The sequence below is a fragment of the Oscillospiraceae bacterium genome (assembly GCA_031265355.1).
In the GTDB taxonomy this organism is placed as follows: domain Bacteria; phylum Bacillota; class Clostridia; order Oscillospirales; family UBA929; genus JAIRTA01.
The window spans coordinates 1-17,042 of sequence record JAISCT010000049.1 but is presented as its reverse complement, the minus strand read 5'-3'; the positions used below and the strand labels follow the sequence as shown (position 1 = coordinate 17,042).

6 protein-coding genes are annotated in these 17,042 nt (G+C 57.4%); 1 reads left to right on the top strand and 5 read right to left on the bottom strand.

From position 1 onward, the window contains the following. The first annotated feature begins 985 nt into the window (after positions 1 to 985). The gene (locus LBK75_07630; protein MDR1158161.1) at positions 986 to 3,751 is read left to right on the top strand and encodes a hypothetical protein; all 2,766 of its coding nucleotides are present in this window, start codon (positions 986 to 988) and stop codon (positions 3,749 to 3,751) included. Positions 3,752 to 3,924: 173 nt separating this feature from the next. On the opposite strand, the gene LBK75_07625 is transcribed toward LBK75_07630, so the two are convergent. The 5 genes from LBK75_07625 to LBK75_07605 form a co-directional block, all read right to left on the bottom strand. Further along, positions 3,925 to 7,677 carry a glycoside hydrolase family 3 C-terminal domain-containing protein gene (locus tag LBK75_07625; GenBank protein ID MDR1158160.1) on the bottom strand — a complete coding sequence of 1,251 codons (3,753 nt, stop codon included), beginning with the start codon at positions 7,675 to 7,677 and terminating at the stop codon, positions 3,925 to 3,927. A gap of 374 nt (positions 7,678 to 8,051) precedes the next feature. Next, entirely contained in the window at positions 8,052 to 12,767 is a 4,716-nt protein-coding gene (locus LBK75_07620; GenBank protein ID MDR1158159.1) for a glycoside hydrolase family 3 C-terminal domain-containing protein, read from the bottom strand. A 144-nt stretch (positions 12,768 to 12,911) separates the two neighbouring features. Next, positions 12,912 to 15,326, bottom strand: coding sequence for an endo-1,4-beta-xylanase (locus LBK75_07615; protein MDR1158158.1), 2,415 nt, complete (start codon positions 15,324 to 15,326; stop codon positions 12,912 to 12,914). A 123-nt stretch (positions 15,327 to 15,449) separates the two neighbouring features. Next, complete coding sequence (locus LBK75_07610) at positions 15,450 to 16,757, bottom strand: rhodanese-like domain-containing protein (protein MDR1158157.1); 1,308 nt, start codon at positions 16,755 to 16,757, stop codon at positions 15,450 to 15,452. Positions 16,758 to 16,834: 77 nt separating this feature from the next. After that, positions 16,835 to 17,042: hypothetical protein (locus LBK75_07605; protein MDR1158156.1), on the bottom strand; the 208-nt coding region annotated here is incomplete at its 5' end.

Genomic DNA, 17,042 nt, shown 5'->3' with positions numbered 1-17,042 from the left:
TCCGCGGTACCACCCAAAGTTGACGGCTGCCGCCGTCCTCTCGTACGCGATAACGCCGCGCGGGCGGACCCGCCTACTTGATGGTTCAGGTGGCAGAAGCCTCGCCCGCCGCTGGCCGGCGATTTATTCCGCCACATTTCACAAAAAGCCTCGCGAATACACAAAGTATTCGCTGTGTTTTTTGTTTCATCTGCCGAAAAAATCGACTCGGCCTTCGGCAGACACACTTCTGTCATCTGAACCATGGATTTCGACGGGCCGGCTCCCAAGTGTTCTTCCCGCAAAGCGTTCGCGCCGCCGCGTCTCAGCCTGCCGCGCGGGCGGTCTCTGTCGCGTTTCTCTCCGGTACTGCTCTTGTTCCTCGCCTTTGTTCGTTATGAGGGCCCCTTTGCCGGGCCGCAGCGGGGCATCTCGCCCGGCCACGCTCCCAAAATACCATAAAACCGGCCCTGTGTCAAGCTATGAGATCTTTAAGATATCTGTACATATTCCCCCTGGAAACTGCCTATAAATCCAGACAACCGCGTGAAACATCAAAAGGCGCCGTTTTCGTGGTGAAAAGGGCGCCTTTTGATGTTTTTGATAAGGTATACCTTTTTAAAAGTTTTCAAAAACGCATCATAGCTGCCGGCACTTTTATTATATTGCACGCAATTCGCAATGTCAAGGGTCGGATGTGATATTTTTTTATGTGTTTCGACCAAATCTGGCAGACCAAATTTCCAAAAACGGCAATTTCAAAAAAGTATAGTATAGCGGGACGTGTAGAAAGCGCTGAAAGGGCTGCACCCCAATGGGTTTCGCGCGGAGGGATATGCGGAAGCGGAGCGGTCGCCTTTGTGTGCAGAGGAGACGACCGCCGGCAAGGCCGTTTGTGCAAACAGCCTTGCCCCGGGATTCCCGTCCGCCGCGGACAGCGCGAATCGTGACCGGGCTTTTTGCTCGGTCGCACTGCGGCGCAAATACAATTAAGAAGGGAAGAAGAATGGCCATGAAGACGTTCACTAAGGTTCTGTCGCTGTTTTTGCTAGCTGTCATCATCATGAACGCGATCCCTGTTATAAGCGCAACCGCGGCCAACCCCTATCTGCCGCTGTGGGAGAAAACGCCCGACGGCGAGCCAAAGGTATTTGAGGACCCCGACAATCCGGGCAAATACCGCATGTATCTTTACAGCTCGCATGACACCTATCAGTACGCTTACTGCGGGGCGGACATAACGTGCTGGTCAGCACCGGTAGAGGACTTGAACGACTGGCGCGACGAGGGCCCCATCTTCCAATACCGCCCGAACGCCTCTAGCAATTGGGACAGGTTTTTCGCACCGGACGTCGTCGAGCTCAAAAGATTTGACCCCGAGGTCATCGCGAGGGGAAGAGCACCCGAGGATGAACGCACCCTCGTCGAATATTACTTATACCCCCACAGCCGCGCGTCGGGCAGACTTGGGATGGTGGCCAAAGGTCCGACTCCGGTGGGGCCGTTTACGCCGGTCAACACCACAGGCGGCATATCGGGCTTCGACCCGTCCGTGCTTGTTGATTACGTCGACGACCCGAATGACCCCGATTACAACATCGGTTTCCGGGCGTACATCTACTACGGCGGAGGCGGAAGCGGCGTATATGCGTCATTTGCCGAACTAAATCAGAGCAATATGTACGCGATCAGACCCCAGACCACGCCAAGCGCACCCGGACGGGGAAGCGCGGTTCAGCACTATATCCCGTCCTCATCCTCTTACGGCAATCTGGTCTCCAGTTCACCTTCTGCGTGGCCGTATCTTGTCGACGCCGACAACGATAGGCTCGCATTCAACTTCTTTGAGGCCTCTTCGGTTCGCAAGGTCGGAAACAAATATGTAGCGGTCTTCAGCGGCTATTCCGGCCCGGACTATGGGCTGGGCAGCACCGGCTCCGCACTGCGTTACTGCTACGGCGACAGCCCGCTGGGGCCCTGGAAGATGGGCGGCGTCATCGTCGACTCGGGTGCTCCGGTCTTAAACCAGGCCGGTTCCGGTCTCATGCTGACCTCTTGGCGGCACAACACCCACGGGGGCATGGTAGAAATCAACGGCCAGTGGTATATCACCTATCACAGATGCCCCAGAGGATCTCTGCGAACCGGTTGGAGCACCAGTTATAACCCCTATAATACTGGTTCAAATACCGAACGCCAGGCGATGGTTGCTCCGATCAAGGTCGAAATTGACGAGATCCCTGTGTCTGAAGGCGGAAAAGTTACCATCAGCGCCTATGATCCATACGCGCAAGATGAGATCTGGACCGCCAGGGCTGGCAACGGCAATGAGTACACCGGGGCTGAGGTGACGTCCGAAGGTTTCAATATATTCGGTTTGGCCCCCTATGCGTATTATTCCGCCGGATACGCGTGCTTTACGCTAACCGGCAACAACACCGTACCGACGGAAACCGCCAGCCCCTACTATATGGAGCTCCCGGCGCGTTCATATGACATGTGGGATAACCACCAGCCTCTCAACGGGGTGCAAAACGGCCACAAAATCGGATACAAGTACTTCGGTTTCGGCGGACTGGACACCCCCACAAAAGGCGTCAAACCCTTTGAGGGAACCGCGCCGGGGCGCAACACAAAATTCAACCTTTGGCTCACGCCAAGGACGGCAAACGCCTTCACCGTTCAGGTCTGGCTGGATGGTCCGTGGGCCGGCGGCGCCTGGAACGGCACGCAGATTGGCGCGATAGAGGTTCCCGCCGGTTCGGCCCAAACACCCGCGCGGTTCTCGGTAGACGTTTCGGACGCTGTGGACGGGCTGGACGGAAAACGCGCTATCTTCCTTGTTGTAAGCGGCGGAGCAGGCGCCCTTTGCGACATCATCGGCCTTGGGTTCAGTTCGGACGAGCATGCGATCGAGCGCCATGTGCCGCCAGAAATCAGCATTTCGGTGAACGGAGCGGCGCAAAGCATACCGGTATTGCCGATCTCCTCCAACGGCCATCATGCCACCGGCGCTCTTGCGACCGGCACTTCCAACAGCAACGGCATCAGTGATTTCACCCGCTATCAAGTTTCCGCTTCACGCCCGTCAGGTACGTCTGTCATCGCCGCGGCCGCGAGCGATCCGAGCGTAAAAATACTGATCACGCAGGCCCCCACCAGCGGCGCAGGTCTTGTGCGGTTCATTTATAACGGCGTAATGAAAAAGTACTGGCTCTTCTCCCTCTTCACAAACATTGCAGCCGCGGAGCCCGGCGAGGCGGACGCCCATGCTATTTTACAGGCGGACGAGACCATAGGAAGCAGCCTGAGCCTGTTAGAACTGGGCGCCACCTCCGCGGAGACGATCTCCTTGTCTCTTGCAAAGATAAACGGCTTACTCACCGGACTTGGCGTCACCCCCGCGCTCACACATGTCGACGGCGACCTGTACACACTGACGCTGAGCAAAAACGACACGACCATGACGGTTCAGAACTTCCACATCCACGCCGCCGACAACATTTCCGTGAGCGAGAAGATAGACATATTCCACCTGGAGGGCAAGTTGACCCTCGTCGCCAAAGAGGATGTGACGCTCACCATGATCTCGGCGGAATACAGTCCCGTCACGCTGGCCTTTACCGCCGCGCAAACTCTCACGTTTGCCGCGGGCGAAGCGCGAGAGATAGCGCCCCCGGCCACGTCCGACGCCGCGAATGTGTGCAAGCTGTTCTTCTGGGAGCGTGAAAGCCTCACCCCGCTGTCAACCCCGCTCACTTACAACGGGTAGCGCACGTCTGAGCCTGCGCGGCGCCGGCGGCCGAGACCGGTCACTCCCACAATGCCGTCGGTCTTTTCTGAACAAAGTAAACCGGGGATGCAGCAAAACGAAAGTAGAGCTGCCTCCCCGGTTTACTTGTCTCCTGATTCCCTCGTCAAGGGGAGAGCTTCCCCTTATACGCTCTACGTGACAATTTGGTCAATCTGCTCCGATATCGCGTCGATCAGAGGCCTGTCGTCCTTATCCCACAGGAATACGCCCGCCGTGAAATCGCTCAATCCGGGCGGTCCGTCCGTCTGCCCGCTGAGTGTTCCGGCGGCGTGCCTGGGCAGTGGCGCCGCGTCCGTAACGTTATAAAAGATCAGCCTGCCGCCCTTGTAGAACGCCTGTATCAGCTTGTACGAGGCCGCGCCGTCGCTGAAGCGCACACTGGCGTAGGAGTTCAGGCCCATATAGTTCACGTTTTGCAGGCTTACGACCTCCATGTGCCCGAAGTTCACCTTATACGTCTGTGTTATCAGCGCATTTTCGATACTCGTCACGGTTACCGTCGCCGTGCAGGGCGCTCCGGTGCTCACCGTCCCGTCACTCGGCTGCAGCGTGACCGTTACGCTGACTTTATCGGGGTAACTGGGTGTGATATTCACCTTCGTGAAATCAGCGGCGTTGATGTTTGTCACACTCGTCGGGACGTTTACGTCAACTTCGCTGGATCCAGGGATGATATTTATCGTCTCTTCGCCGTAGCTGACGGCTTGTATCGAGGCGTCATGGTCAGCGGCTTCACCCTGAACATAAACGACAAACTCGGCGGAAGCGGACGAACCGGTCAGCAAATCGGTGGCGGTGCCTGTGATCGTGGCCACGCCTCCGCTGGCGGCTTTGATCGTTCCGTTCGGCAGCACGTTGACGACGCTGGGTCTGTTGGACGAATACGTGATTGTGACGTTGCTCGGGATCGGATACATCTGATCTGTGCTTGAGCTGTACATTCTGTTGATGTATCCGTAAAGCACGTCGTTCGCCATACTTACCGTCGGGTTTGGGTTCACCGTATCGTTCACGTCATAAATAAGCCTCTGTGGAATGTCGTTCGCGGCGTCGGCCGGCGTGTTTGGCTTAAACGACAGAACAGACACTTTGGGGTTCCACCCGGCCGCATTGCGAATGTGCAAGTCGGCGCTGAGCATCGCGCCGTATTCCTGCCCGTTATAGCTGCCGGAGTCGGCGCTGGACCGGCTGACCTGAAGCGCATAGTAATTCGAGTCAAAATCCTGCACAAGCTCGAATTTTCCGCCGGCGTTGCTCCAGAACGCGAGATCCGGCACTTCGACGCTCAATGTGATTTCTTGGCTTTCATCGGGCACGAGTTCTCTCGTTTTCACGAAATCTTTCAAGCGCTTGACGGCGTAGGCGGATTTGTCGTCGGGCGCGACAAAGTTGGTGGGCGTTTTGACATAAAGCTGCGCGACGTCGGCGCCCGCCAGCAACCCTGTGTTGGTGACGGTGAACGTGTAGTCGATTTTGTCGTTCGGGTTGACCTGCACCGTTCCGTCCGGCTGCAACGCTCCGTTTACGTACACCTTCGGGCTGCTGTACCCGAAGGTCGTGTAGCTCAGGCCATAGCCGAGCGGGTAGCGGATGGCGTGATCACCGGTGCCGTTATAATACATGTACGTGCGCCCGCGGCCCGGTCCGGCATAGGTGTAAGGCGTCGCGGGAACTAAATTCGAACCGAACGGGCTCTGCCACGGGCCGTCGGTGCCCGGCGAAAGCCTGTAGCTTCTGATCTGGTTCAGCGATCCGCCGTGTGTGTTGTTGTTGTCGCCGTAGGGCGAGCTGACCGGATACCAAACCGAGCTGGTGCGGGCGCTCGGGTTCACATTGCCGACAATCACGTCGCCGATGCCCTGTCCGGGCCGATCGCCCATGAAGCTGCTGTAAAGCAGGGACGGTACATTGTTCCAGAAACTGGCGGTGCCGGAGGCGTCTTCGCCGATTGGGCACGCGGTGATCATGACTACGATCAGGTTCTTGTTGGCGCCGGCCAGCTGATTGATGAGCGTGATATCCGCTGGCGCGAGCGCGAAATTGGGTCTGTCCCTCTGTTCCGCCGCGAGAGATGTGCCCGTGGAATCTCCGATGACGGCGATCACATAGTCGTATTCCGCGGCGGCGTCGGCGTTAAAAGAGGCGACGTTTGCCACCGTCGCGTCCGCGTTCTTTGTCTTGACAGCCGTGCTGATCCCGTTGAACGGGTTTATCTGTTTGGTTGTGCCGCTTACGTTCCTGCTGGATGAATAAAGCCCGAGTATCGTGCTGGCGCGCATACTTCCGTAAACACCGACGCTGAAGCTTCCCGAATCGGGAATGTTCATTGGAAGCAGCGGTTCTCCGCCATTGACGCCTTCGACTTTCTCGTTTTTAAGCAGCACCAGGGATTTCGCCGCCGCTTCGCCCACAAGGTCGAGACGCTCGTTTGTCATCGTCATGGCGTTTGTTGTCGCCGCCTGTGCACTCGCCGTAGCCGGAACGGCCAAACCGTAGGACGTCAGTCTGTTCTTGGCTTGGTCATACCATGAAACTTTGCCGCTCGACTCGCTGGGCGCGCCCGTATAGCTCGTTTTATCGTCCCACTCGCCGAACCTGATACGGTCTTCCATCAGCTTCGCGAGCGCCACGTCCACGGCCTGTTCTGTATACCTGCCGAGCGGCGTGAGCACGGCTCCGGTCGGGTTGTTGCTCGAATATGTCTTGCCCGCCGCGACGCCCCGGTTGCATTCAAGCTCCTGTCCGCCCATAACGCCCCAACCTGCAAGGACCGGATTGGATATCGTGGCGGTCATGGCGGCGGAGGTGTCTGTGGTCTCGCCGAACCACTGATAGGCGGGCGCGCGCCAGCTGTGGCCGACGCCGCTGTAGCTGCCCGCCGAGACGCCCTGCGTCGCCGACGTTCCGGCGGTTCCGTTGCCGGTGCTGGCCGCCGTGTTCAGCGCGTCGCAGTCGCCGGTGACAAACCCTTCGAAACCGAATGTCTGACGCAGCAGCGTGTCCAGCGTATAGAAGTTGATGCCGCCGGGCATCTCCGCAAACGGGCTGTACGGAGCGTCCGTTATCTGGATGCGGTTATACGACGCCATAATCGCCGTCGGCTTGGTCTCTTTGATGATGTTCCTGTAGACGGCCGAATAGTATTCGCGGTTTTCCTGCTCCGTGATGTTCGACACACCCTGAAGGCGGTTGTTCTCGCTGTTGTTGGCGAGATAGTGCTTGATCGTCGCGCCGGCTTTATAATAGCCGTTTGGGTCGAGAGGTTCGCCTTCCATCGTCAGACCCTGAAACCCGTTGACAAACTGCGCCGCCATTTTGGCCGCCGCCACGGGATCCTCACCGAACGACTCTGTATTGCGGCCCCAGCGAGGGTCGCGCGCGAGGTTGACCGTCGGCGAGTAGAAGTTCAGATTCGAATCAAGACCGGGCGCAAGCTCGCGGATCTCGTCGCTGAGCGAACTGGCGACGCGGTACATCAGCTCCGGATCCCATGTCTGGCTCATCGAGTACGAGATCGGATAAGACACCGCGTTTTGTACCCCGGTCGGGTTCGCGTTGTCGTTGAGTCCGTTGCTGGCGTACCCGTGCAGCGCCTCGCTCCACCAGCCGTAAGTCCTGATGCCCGTGCCCACCGTTCCGGCGGCGTCATTGCCCGCCGCAATGGCGGACGACTTGCTGGACACCATCTGCGACGTCTTCTGCGCCAGCGTCATACGCGCCACCATGTCCGCCGCGCGCTCCGCGAAGGAGTAATCGGTGTTTCTGTAAATGGGCGGGGTGGCCGTCACGGGCGCGGTGGTGGCCGACATCACCAGGGAAGCGCATACCATGACAGCCACAAGGAAAACCGAGACAGCCTTCCTGAGAAACTTCTTCTTCCACATTGCGAATCCTCCTCAAGCTAACGTGGGCTCTTGCCCACAACTTGGATTCTTGTTTTTGGGCCGCCTCACCACCTTATACCGGCAGCCGGGTGGGCAGCCATCGTGAGGCGGCTTACCCACCCGACAACCATACTCATATCTCAATGGTTCTCTATAAATTTCCCTGTTTGCCACACTGGCCGCGTATGTCCGCTGCACCGGTCATACGACAAAGCGGCGTGGCGCCGGGGGCCTGTCGCTCTTGTAGAACGCTTGTGTCAGCTTGTACGAAGTTGCTCCGTCGCTGAAGCGCACACCGACGTAGGAGATGGTTCACGTTTTGCAGGCTCACAGCCTCCCTGTATGGCGTGTTTGCCAACACGCCTTCCATGCCTTTAGGCAGCCAGCACCAACTCGCCCCAGAGCAGGGAAGAATTATAGCCATTGTCTGTCCCGTCGCTCCAAGAGAAGCAAGTCCGAGTGGTCGCAGTCTGCATGGCGTTGATTTGGAGATCCAGTCCGAATACCGTGCCCGGCACCTTGGGGACAGCGCTGGCTACCCAGGGTATCCTGTAGGTCAGGACATAGCCATATTGTCCGTCCGGCAGGGATGTGAGAATCGTGGCGCCGCCGCCCCAGCCGGAACTGGCGGTTTTTTGGCTGGTAGCGCCCAGATAATTCACACGATATTGGTTTCCGTTCGCAACCGTGCTGCCATAGGATCCTCTGAAGTTTTGTTCGCTGAAGAAAAGCTCTACGGAGTCTTTTAAATGTGCGTCGGCGGCTGTGGAATTGAGCGGGTAGTTCTTGGTTACTTCCACACGCGCGTAGAGATATCCATCATCCCACAAAAGCTTTGCTTTGCCCGCGGCTTGCATAGTGGGCGATTGATTCGTCGTGGAACGTTTGTTGAAGGCAATCTCCTGCGCGCCGGCCCAAACGGAGTCATTCGGATCCAGGTAATCGCTGGGTGTGGCGCGATAGGCTACCGCCCGGCTTGGGTTTACACCTTGCGCGAAGTTGACTCTGTATACGTTGGTTGCCGTCCCGGTTGTGCTGGTCAGCGTGATGGTTGCGGACCCCGGAACGGCGGACGCTTGCACTATGTTCGCTCTCGCTTTGGCGGTGTCGAAGGACGCGGCCACGGTTGGGGTAGCGCTTCCGAACGGGACAACATAGTCATACTCCAGCTTTTCTGGGGAAAAATCGGGGAGGCTGGCGCCGGCAACCCGAATGTCGGTCAATACCGGTGGCGTCCAGTCCGTACTGACCGCCTCGGCAAGCGGGTTGTTGTTGTCATCCCACATAAATTTGCTGAGCGTCCTCTGTGACAGCCATTCCATGGGAATCGTATCTGACTGGCCTTCGGGACGATAGAAGAATTCCAACCTGCCCCCGCCATGTTTCGGCAAGGCGTCGAATGTGTTCGTGACGAGGGTATCCAAAGAACCGGTTCTCTGCGCGTACCATGCCTGAATCAGCCGAATCCCTGTCGCTCCGTCGCTGAAGCGGACATCGGCGTGCGTGTTGTACCCCATATAGTTCTCATCCGGCATCCACGCGAGGGTCATTCTCCCGAAGCTGATTGTATAGGTGTCGCTCCACACGACTTCATTGCTCGATATCTTCACCGTCGCAACGCAGGGGCTGCCCGGAGCAACCGCGCCGTTTTCAGGGCGTAAGGAGACACTCACAGTGACGTCGTCCGGATAGCGGGCTGTTATGTTTTCGGCTGTGAAGTTGACATTCGTAATGTCGCCCGGCACATACACGTCGAACTCCTTCACGCCGTCGTCAGTGGCTTCGAACGTATCGCCGTTATAGCTGAACTCTTTTAGCTTTGTATCATGGTCAATATCCGCAGGCAAGCCTTGTACATAGACGACAAACTCGCTCGAAACCGAGCTGCCGGTTATGCTGTCGGTCGCCGTTCCGGTAATGGTGGCCACGCCGCCGCTCAGGGCTTTGAGCTCCCCGCTGTCAGTGGTTCCGACGACGGCGGGTCTGTTCGATACATACGACAATGTGATGTTGGAAGGCATCGGATACATCTGCGCGTCCGCCGAGCTGTACATTCTGTTGATATACCCGTAAAGCACGTCATTGGCCATGCTGACCGTCGGGTTCGGGTTGATCGTATCGCCGGCTTCGAAAAGGAGCCTTTCCGGGATGTCGTTCAGCGCGTCCCGCGGGGTGTTGGCTTTGAATGACACGACAGAAACCTTGGGCGTCCAGCCAGCAGCGTTGTCAACGTACATCTCACGCGAGAGCATCACACCGTAGGACTGTCCCTGATACGTCCATGCATCGGCACTCGAACGGCTGATTTGAAGCGAATAGGGATTGGAACCTTGCAGAATCTCAAACTTTTTACCTGTGTTGCTCCAGAAGGCGAGATCCGGGATTTCAACACGCAACGTAAGGGTGTCGGATTCGGCAGGCGCGAGAATCTTTGTTTTTTGGAAGTCCTTCAGGCGTTTGAAGGCGTACGCCTGGCCGTAGGACCCCTTGTCGCTCAAGGCAACAATATCGTCCGGGGTCTTTACGTAGAACTGAGCGACGTCGGCGCCGGCTACGTTTCCGGTATTCGTGACTGTAAAGGTAAACTCTACCTTGTCGTTGGGTGCAACACGGATGGCCGTGTCGCCCAACTGCACGACGCCATTGATTTTCACGCTCGGCGCACTGTATGCAAACGTAGTGTAGCTAAGTCCGAACCCAAAGGGGAAGCGTATGGCGTTGTCCCCTGTTCCGGTATAATACATGTACGAGCGGCCCAGATTCGGCCCGTTGGGATTGAATGTGTACGGCGTCGTCATCGCGTCTCCGTACGGGCTCTGCCACGGCCCGTCCACGCCGGCCGAAAGTCTGTAGCTTCTGATTTGGTTCAACGAACCCCAGCTGTCTCTTATGTTGCTGTTGTCCGTCTCCGCGCCCAAGGCCACGGGCGAACCGTAATGCGAGCTTTTCGGATACCAGGTCGATACCGTGCGCGCGCTGGGGTTCACATTGCCGACAAGCACATCGCCTATGCCCGTGCCGGGGCGGTCACCGAGATAGGGGGCGTAGAGCATGGCAGGGATGCTGTCGTATAGATTGTCGACAGTCGTGGCCGTTGTGGCCTCACCGATCGTACCGGACGTGATCGCTACCACAACCAGCTTCTTATTGGCGGCGTATAGGTTTTTAACCGTCGCGATGTCGGTGGTCGTGCCGTTGCTTGCTCCTTGGCCGAGCGCAAAGGTTCTTCTGTCGTACTGTTCCGACGCGAGGTTGGAGGGGCCGGCGTCGCCCACGACAGCGACGACGTAATCATAGTCGGCGGCTTCCGCACCAACGGTGGCATGTTGATTCACAGTGACTCTGCCCGGGTATTTGGCTTGGAGCACTGCGGTTATCCCGGCGAGCGGGTTGACCTGTTTGGCTGAACCGCCGCCGTTGCGGCCGGAAGAGTAAAGTCCCAGGCTGTTGTTGGTGCGCATGGAACCGTAAACGCCGATCGTTATGTCGCCTTCCTCCGGGAACGTCATCGGAAGGAGCGGTTTTCCGCCATTGACGACGGCGTCTATGTCGTTTCGCAAGAGCACAAGCGATTCCCCTGCGGCTTTGCCGACAAGCGCTAGGCGTTCCGGCGTCATCGTCGCGTCTGTGGAAGCAATGGCCGAAGCCGTGAGCGAAACCCCCGTCGGCATGGAAATTCCCAGCGCCGCCACGCCGTTTCTGGCATTGTCATACCAAGAAACCCGATTCGTTGATTGGGCAACACTCGGGGCCGCTGTATAATTGTCCGTGCTGTCCCATTCACCGACTCTGAGACGAGCTTCCATCAGCTTGGCGATGGCGACGTCCACAGCCGATTCGGTATAGCGGCCAAGAGGCGTAATGAGGGCTGTCTCAGCGTTTTCATCCGCAGCCGGACGTTGATCCCGATAGGGGAAGCCTCCGCTGACACCCCCGCTGCATTCGAGTTCAGCGCCTCCCATAACAGCCCATGCCGCCAAAGCGTTGTCTGGAATATACGCAGACATGGCTTCCGCTGTATTCGTCGTGGCGCCGTACCATTTGTAGGAAGGTGCACGCCAGCCGTGGTTTGTTTCGCTGTATCCGTCCGCGCCTTGTCCTTCCCTGGTATCTCGGGTCTGGTTGCTGTTTTGGCCGGCTACCCTGACGGAGTCACAGTCGCTGGTCACGTAGCCGGTGAAGCCATACGTCTGGCGCAGCAGCGTGTCCAGCGTATAATGATTGATCCCGCCGGGCATCTCCAAAAACGGGCTGTAAGCCGTGTGTTTGATCTGGATGCGGTTATACGACGACATGACCGAAGCCGGCTGGGCTCTCCGAAGGAGTTCCCGATAAGGGCGGCCATAGTATTCGCGGTGCTCTTGTTCGGTGAGGTTGGCCACGCCGTTTAAGCGATTGACCTCGCTGCTATTGGCCAAATAGTGCTTCGCCGTGGTGTTGGCTTTCCAGTAGCCATTGGGGTCGATGAGCGTTTTGCCGTCCATCTCAAACCCTTGGAAGCCGTTAAAGACTTGTGCGCCCAAAAGGCCCCCTAAAACAGGGTCTTCCCCGAGCCCCTCGGTGACACGGCCCCAACGCGGATCACGGGCCGGCTCCATGACCACAGGTGAATAGAAGTTAAGGCCGCGGTAAAAATCGGCCACCCGTTCGCGCGCCTCGTTTGATACCTGGGAGTACACTTCATATATCAGATTTGGGTCCCAGGATTGGGCCATGGCGTAAGGCATCGGATACGATGTCGTGTTGTTGGGACTATTGCTGCCTTCATTTCTGTTCAATCCGTGCAGCGCTTCGCCCCACCATCCGTACTGCTTGATCCCAGTCGACAGTGTGCCTTGATCGTCGTCGCCTACGGGTACGGCGGTCGTCGTGCTGGATACCATATTCGCGGTCTTTTGCGCCAGAGTCATACGGGCGACCATATCAGCCGCGCGTTCAGCAAAACTGTAGTTCTCGAAGTCGCGGTAAATGGGTGTTTTGGAAACCACAGGCGCCGCATAATACGTCGCAGAAAAACTAAAGACAGTGCTGATTACCACAGTCACCGCAAGGAACATGGAGACAGTTTTGAGAGCCTTGTTTTTTAGCATACTACATCCTCCTCAAATAACTGTGGGCTTTGCCCACAACCGAGATTCCTGCATCTGATTGCCGCGGATCGCAAGGATCAGAGTACTGCTTGCGCTGGATGAATCGACTTGTTACGCCGTACGCCGTCAGAGGGCAACTGAACGCTATAACAAACTGCTTGCGGGAAGCGCAAGCGGGACGAGATCATCCCATCCAAACACTGTAAACGTGGCGTCGGCGAAGTTCGCTCTGTCGATCGCAAACGTCACATAGCCATGGTCGGCCGCGTCGGCGGAGCAGGCGACGCGCTCAAGATAGGCAAGCCTGCCGGCGGTGTCGTATCCGGCCAAAATCAATGTGGCGGAAACCGTGCCATCCGTGCCGTTGATGAGTTGCGCCGTATTGCCCCCTGCGGCCAGGCTGATTGTACCGTCTCTGCGCCTCAGCGCGGCGACCGCGGCGTTAAGGTCAGCCAGCGCGGCTTTGACGTCATTTACGCCTTCAAGCGTATAAATGCGCTTGGTCACGAGTGGCTCTGCCGCTTTGCGGGCCGCCACGTAAGCGTTCCAGCCTGGTTTGATGTAAAGACCGGCCTCAGATTCCTGCGGTGCCGCGAGCAGCGCCTGGCTGAGCTTATAGCGGTTCGGCGCGCCGGCCACAGCGTAGAACGAATATTTCTCAAAGGTTCCCGTGCGGCCGGTGATTCCGCTGACCCACAGATGCGCGCCTTTGTTTGAGTTAAACGTACTATTGTCCCTGGTTCCGTCCCACTGGAACAGTTCCACCTTACCCGGGTGCGAAAGCAGGATATCCATCCAGTCGGCGGCGAAATCAGCCTGCTTTTTCATGACAGCCTCACTGATGGGCAGCCAGCCCGTGCAGTCATATCTGCTGCTGTCGGTGGTTGCGGTCATGCCGCTGCCCGTACCCCACTCAGGAATCCGGCGCACAGGCGAATTGTGTGTGTCGAACGTGTTTGTGAGGGTGCTGGCGGTCGGATTGGACGTGCTGCCCGAACCGCTGTTCAGGTCGCCTGCCGTCCATTTCGGCGTATCGCCCGCGCGGACGGGGCGGGTTTGCTGTGTCGGGTCAAAGAACGGGTTTGGCTCGAAATCGCTTCTGATATCGCCTTCTGTGACGGCGATCTCATCGCATATCTCAAGAGCGTCTTCAGCCTGCTTCTTGAGCATGTCGATTGTCGGGTATGCCCACGCAAGCCTTCCCTGGAACCCGTAGCCAAGTTTAAAGCCTTTCAGATCGACGTCGCGCCTGATCCAGCGGAGGATATCAAACGTTGGCTCAAGCTTTGTATACAGCTTGTTGCTGTCCATATAATCGTTCACATAAAAACCCCACGCAAGCTGAGGAGAAGTTGGATGCTCCCGGTTCCACTTATCTGAATAATAAGCGATAGAAGTAAACGCCTGCCTCATCCATTCGGACTCGTCGTACAGCCTGTCTTGGTTGTAAATGACGCCCATCTCGTCCGGCGCGGTGCCGAATTTGTTTGAGCCATCAGGATTTTTTGCCGGGTTCTTGTCGTGCCAGACAAGGCCCCACTGGCCGCGCTGAGAATTGGAGTCCGAACCGTTTCTGATCTGCCCGGTGAAGTCGTCAACTGGTTCATTGATAATATCCCAGCTTACGATAATATCACTGTAAGGGGCGAGCTTATCGACAAGCTGCCTGATGTAGTCGTCCAGGCGCGCCTTCATGATTTCACGCGTCGCGAAAGCGTCGTCGTTCGTAGCGAGCGTAATGTCCTGCGGCCGCGACAAACCGTTCGCGTCGTTGGAATATGAATATCCCATCGTGAAGAACTGGTTCGGCTGCTGCCCGCCGTGCCACGCCACACAGTGGAAACGGGCATATCTCTTGTCATCGGGGTGCGTGTTGTTCCAGGTGCGCATATTGTTTAATGTCGCCATTACGCCGGTGTTCACCTGGGCATTGATGCGGACTTTCCCTGCCGCCTCGATAAGGGCCGCTTCTTTCTGTTCCTCAGTCAGCGAGTCGTCGGCGCTGATCCTTGTCCTGGCAGCCGTAAAATCACTGCGGGAGTTATTTGTGTCGAGCTGACCTGACAACTTGAACTCGTTCGCCGGGCAGTTGATGTTATATTGCGTTCCGACTTGGCCTGCGGCGCTGTAAGCGCCGAACTGCCCGAAAAGGAAATAATCCTGATACTCTTTGTACAGAGATGGGACATTCTCCCATTTGGCGTACAGCTCGGTATCCTCTATAAATACCGTGTCAAGGGTTACTTTTTCGCCTGTTCCGTCAAGGTTCCGGTACCAGCCCGCGAATCCGTAATCGGCGGTGCTTCCGTTGCCGCCCGCCCGTGCGCCAACCTGCGGAAGCGTCTGCTCAACCGGGAAAGAGGCCAGCTTGCCATCATTGCCAGTTGTTTTTGTAAACGAAGCAGGGGCGGCAGGCGCGCCAGTGTAATTGTAGTTAAAATGGACGGTTACAGGTTCAGCAGCATCGCTTTCCGCCACGGAAAACACAACTGACTGCATCACCATCGCAAGTAGGCAGCTGAGTATGCATACACTTCCAAAAAACTTCGACTTCCTCAATCAAATCATCTCCTAAAATCACTGCGTTCCCCCTACTGCTCATATTTTGAGCCGCCTCACCCCCTTACATCAGACACCGGAAGCGCCGCGAAATCCACGCGCCCGCTTACCCATTACATCCCCTCACTCGGTATCATACGGCCAATCACTGAGCCCCCCCAGATTGAACACCTTTTGATATCCGAGTTGCTGCGCTTTTTCCACAGCGGCCTGCGCTCTGGTACCCGCTTTGCAGTAGAAGATCAGTTCGGTCTGCCGGTCGGGTACCTCCGCCGCCAGCCTGCTTTCTATCTCGTCAACCGGAATATGCAGGCAGCCTTTTATATGTCCCTCATCATATTCCTCCTTCGTGCGCACATCAATGATCACCGCGCCGTTCGTAAAATCGGTCAGGGCCTGTTCGGCCTTGATTGTGTCCTGACGCGTTTCCAGATTGTTCAGCACGGCGAATTCGAAGCCGCCGCCCGCCGCTATCATAAACGTGTCGCCTATCGCCAATGCGCGCAAATCCGCGCCCGAAGCGCTCAGTACCGTGTTGCACACGGGGCATTCGGTCACGGTCAGCACGCGTCCGCCGTTGCAGACGGCGATAAGCTGATCTGTGAAAACGCTTATGTCGTTGATGTGCAGGGGATAATACGTCTCGGGCGGTTTTTGGTCGATCTCCATCAGCGTCTTGAACATCCAAACCTCGCCCGCGTTGTCGGTAAACATAATGATGGGCGTTCCTGGGTTTTCCATAATTTGGCCGAGCACGAAGAACGTCGGCCCAAGGTTCCGCATGTTTGTAAAGAGGTACTTTTCATAGAACCCGTCGTATTGCGTATTAAAGTTGCTTACTGTCCACTCTTCGCCATCATATGTAACAAGGATATCGGTTTCGGCCGTAATTGCCATCATATAGTCGTCATTGGCCTCAATCGATATGAGCGGATTCGCCGCCAGCCCTCTCCGGACTTTCCACTTCACCCCGTCGGGAGACGACAGCACCTCTCCGCCGCTCGTACAGGCGTAGTACGTGCCTTTAAAGGCGGCAAGCCCCAATATGTCTGATTTAACGCCCGACGCGCCGCGCGCGAACGTCTCCCCGTCGCGGCTGTAAAGCAAGGCGCCTCTTTCGCCGCCGACAATCGTTATACCCGAACCGGCCAGGATGCTTGTCAGATCCGTTTCGACGCCGGACGACAAAGTGCTGACGCTTTTGTCGGCGTAAATTCTGTCGAGTCTCCCGCCCGTCCCGCAAACAAGGAATGATTCACCCTTCGCCGGATCTTCGGAAACGCCCTCGAACGCGGCGCGCGCGTAACCGCTTTCCGACCCGGTTTTGGCCGGCGCGGCGGGCGCGAAAGCAGCGCCGCTCAAAACCAGATAGAGCAGCACGGCCAAACCGCCCGCGACGAGAATGGAAAACGGCAGTATGAGCTTTTTCATTGCAAACACCTTACTTCCCTTTGTCTGCTGCGGATGTTGCGAAGGCACACCGTGTACTATAAACACTGTATAAATCCTTACCCCCCTTCGTCAGTTGCTGGCGTGGCAAATGCGAGGTGGAAGCGGTGGAGCAGGGCGGCCAGTTCGGCGCGGGTGGCGGTGCCGAGCGGGTCCAGCACGCCGCTCGCGCGGCCGCGGAGCAGCTCCGCGCCTACGGCCCACGCGGCGGACGCGCGGGCGTCCTCGTACCCGGAGACGGACGTGGCGTCCGGGAACGCGCTCAGG